General features: G+C 24.6%; 2 protein-coding genes. Both read left to right on the top strand.

Annotated elements, in window-relative coordinates; genetic code table 11:
* The first annotated feature begins 21 nt into the window (after positions 1 to 21).
* Positions 22 to 1,677: a dynamin family protein gene (locus tag ACR0QS_RS11655; protein ID WP_432633622.1), complete on the top strand. Its 1,656-nt coding sequence runs from the start codon at positions 22 to 24 to the stop codon at positions 1,675 to 1,677.
* 16 nt (positions 1,678 to 1,693) lie between these two features.
* A complete protein-coding gene (locus tag ACR0QS_RS11650; RefSeq protein ID WP_432633621.1) occupies positions 1,694 to 3,967 on the top strand; it encodes a dynamin family protein in 2,274 nt (757 codons plus the stop codon).
* Positions 3,968 to 4,068 lie beyond the last annotated feature (101 nt).

Below are 4,068 nucleotides of genomic sequence, written 5' to 3'. Positions count from 1 at the left end.
ATATAGATTAGGAGAAAATTCATGCTTAATAATCAGAAAAAATTTATAGAAATACTAAATAAAATAAATGAAATTTCTATTAATTGCGATATTGATAATAAAGATATAGAAAAATTATTAATTTTACTAGAAAATATGCCTTTAATAGTTCCAATAGTTGGAGATTTTAGTTCTGGAAAAAGCACGCTATTAAATAAGTTTATAGGAAAAGATATTTTAGAAGTTAATATTAAGCCAGAAACTGAAGTTCCAGCGGAATTATATTATTCGGAAGAAGAATACGATATTGGCATAGATAAAGACAATAATCAAGTAAAATTGGATAATGTAAAATCGGAAAATATAAAAGATTATTTATATATAAAAAGATATATAAAGAGCGATAATTTAAAGAAAATAGAACCGATTATATTAGTCGATATGCCGGGTTTTGACTCTCCGTTAGAAAATCATAATAGAGCCATAATGTCCTATTTGGATAAAGGCATTTACTATTTAGCTTTAGTTCCCGTAGATGCTGGAACTGTAACAAAATCTATGCTTACGCAAATTAAAAATATAGTTAATTTTAAGAAGGATTTTTCTATTTTTATTACAAAAACGGATTTGAGAAGCGAAACAACTATAAGAGAAGTAAGCAAAGAGGTAAAAAATAGATTGGAGGATATAGACATAAATAAAGATATAGCTTATATAAATCAAAACGATATTCATTTATTTGATTCTATGATTAAAGAATTAGACCCCGAGCAATTATTTTATTCAGTATTTTATGATAATATAGATGAGGTATGTTATAATACAAATCTCTCCATTAATATGAAAATAGCTGCGTTAGAAAAAGATAAAAAAGAAAACGACAGAGCTATAAAATCGCTTGAGGATAGTTTAAAACGAATAGAAAAAAGAAAAGCCAATATGATAGAAGAAATTAAAAATAATTCTTACGAAAAAGAAGCCAACGAAATAATAAATCAGGTAGGCAAAGAATTAAATAATAATATTGATTCGTTAGTAAATATAGTCTTATCTGGAAATCCAGAATCCTTAAAAGATGAAGTATTAAATATAACTCAATCCGTTACAATAGAAAAATTAGGAAAAGTAACAGACAAATTAAGTAGCGATATAAATATGCAATTTTCTAGCGATATAAGAAGTTTAGATAAAATTTTATCGGATTATAATATAGACGAATTTTCAAATAAAATTTTAAATGTTATAGAAAGGTTTGATATTCAATCAAAAAGCGTTCAGCTTGTTGGATATAGAGATAAAACATATAAAACTTTAACTACGGCATTTGCCGTTTTAACTGATATAATAAATCCAGTTATAGAAATATTAATAATATTTTTACCAGAAATAATAAATTTATGCTCTACTTTAATAGCAAAATCTCAACAAAAGAATGAAGTAAGAAGTCAAATTTTATCACAAATTCCATCTATAAAAAGAAAATTAAGACCGCATATAATAGAATGTTTAAAAAAGGAATCTGAAGAGAGAATAAATAGAGTATCTCAAACTTTAGACGAAGAATTAAATAAAAAGAAAAATGAAATAGAAGAAGCCCAGATACAATTAAGTTCCGATAGCAATATAGAAGAATTAATAAAAGATTATGAAGAAAAATTAGATTTGGTTAATGAAGTTCATAAGAAATTATATTTATAATAAGGAATTCAAAAACATGGAAAAAGATATTTTGAATAATATAATAAATATTAAGAAAAAAATAGATAAATTTTCAGATTCGCATAATGACGATTATGCCCTTGTAGACGAAATAACAAATTTAAGCAACGATAATAATTTTAAAAGTGAAGAATATATAATAAAAGAATTTGAAGATAAAGTAGACCTTGACAGAACCTTAAGAGTTGGAATAGTAGGCAAAGTAAAATCTGGAAAATCGTCTTTATTAAACTCATTATTATTTGACGGAAAAGATATACTTCCGAAAGCTGCTACTCCTATGACGGCGGCATTAACTCATATTCAATATTCCTATACAAATTATATTGATATAGAATTTATTACAAAAAAAGATATTGGGGATTTGGAAGAGATTTATAATAAGTATAATAAGACTTTAGAAAAAGAGATTGAAAATTTAAAGAAAAAAACTATTAGGAGAAAATTAACATCAGCGGTAGGGAGTATGGTATCTGCGGGAACAACAGCCTTAAATAAATTTGAAGAAGAATATTATGATTATGATAAGTTGGAAAAACAAGCTAAGGAAGTGGTGGATAAAAACGAATATTTGAAAAATGGAAAAGAAAAATACAATTTAATTAAAAAAGCAAATAAATTGGTTTATAATCATGTATTAAAACAAGAAAATGAGAGAATAGATTTTAAAAATATCGAAGAAATATCGAAGAAACTAAAAGATTATGTAGGAACGGAAGGCAAATTTGTAGATTTTGTTAAAAGTTTAAATATTTATATAAATATAGATTATCTAAAAGATTTAAGCATATTGGATACTCCGGGTTTTAACGACCCTGTGGAAACGAGAGACGCTAAAGCGAGAGAGCTGCTTTCAAAATGCGATGTTGTATTGATATTAATGCCAGCGACTCAATTATTTACAGAATCGGATAGAGATATTATATTGAAGATAAGAAAAAAAGAAGGAATTCAAGAAATATATATTATAATAAGTAAATTTGACGATGCATTAAATTCGCAAGAGAATATAAAAAAATCTGGAGGAGATTTGGAAAAATCTAAAAATATAATTCTTAACGGATTAGAAGGAGATATGGGATTAATAGAATATATTAAAAATATTTTTGATAAAATGAACGATGAAAATATATTTAATAAATTAATATCTGAAATTGATAAAAGAGTAATATATTCTTCAGGAATTTGTCATTCCATTATAAAAAATTGGGATAATCTGGACGAAACTTACAAAGTAGTTATTAATAATTTAAGCGAAGCGTATCCAGATTATATTTCATTAGAAGAAAAAGAAACCTCGTTGGAGCAATTAAAACAATTAGCAAATATAGACGCAATACATGATATATTAAAAAAAGTTAGCGGAGAAAAAAATGAAATACTCGGAGAAAATCTAAATAATTTTGAGAATAAATTTATAGAGTCTGCAAATGAAATAAAAAGAAAATTGAATAGATATGTTAGAGAACGAGAAAAAGATATTAAATCTGGAGATATTGAGATTATAGAAATAGAGTCAAAAAAATTGGAAAAATCAGTTAATAAGATTTCTAAATCATTGAAATATAAATTTGAGGATACCGTTGAACAGTGGTATAAAGAATCGCTTGATGATATAAATAAAAAATTGGAAAAGTTTTTTAAGGAGGCTAAATATTCGGTAGAGGAAGCCAAAAGCGAAGAAACAAGAACTAAAAAAGAAGGTTGGTGGATATTTAGTAAAAATGTTCAATATCAAGAAAATACTATAAATACAGAAAAAATAAGAGAATTAATTAGAGAATATGCAAGAAGTTTTAATAGACAATTAGAAATATTTATTATAAATATATATAAATCATTTAGAGAAAATTTAATAACAAATACTACCAATATATTTATAGAAGAAGAATTAGATGTAAATTTAGAACAAGTATCATCTATAATAAGACCTATAATGATGGAATATGAAAATAATGTAAACAAATACGATGACAATCCTCATTTAAATTTGATTAAAGAAACAGGAACTATATCTGGTTATTTAGTGGATGAACTCGTTAAGAAAGTTAACAATATTATAAGAAAAATGGACGAAGATTTTTATAAAATAGTTATAGAAGATAATCTCAAAAATTTTAAAGAAACTATTACAAAAATTGATTTTTCCAATTCCGTTTTATCGAATTATAGAAATAGAATAAATAAATATAAAGAAGAAATAGAAAATAAAGAAAAAGCTATTAGTAAATGGAATAGGATAAAAGAAGAAATAGATAATCTGGTATAATTACTTCTAGATTAAAGGTAAAATAATGAATTTCAATATAATATTTATAATATTGCCGATGGCTGCCGTTATTATAATATTAATATGTTTAACTATATATT

This window comes from Brachyspira sp. (assembly GCF_050873525.1).
In the GTDB taxonomy this organism is placed as follows: domain Bacteria; phylum Spirochaetota; class Brachyspiria; order Brachyspirales; family Brachyspiraceae; genus Brachyspira.
Note: the sequence above shows the minus strand (reverse complement) of the source record. Positions and strands in the feature narration are given on the sequence as shown.

Coding starts and splice junctions, on each gene's coding strand:
- ACR0QS_RS11655 (WP_432633622.1), top strand. CDS start 22: ATGCTTAATAATCAGAAAAAATTTATAGAAATACTAAATAAAATAAAT.
- ACR0QS_RS11650 (WP_432633621.1), top strand. CDS start 1,694: ATGGAAAAAGATATTTTGAATAATATAATAAATATTAAGAAAAAAATA.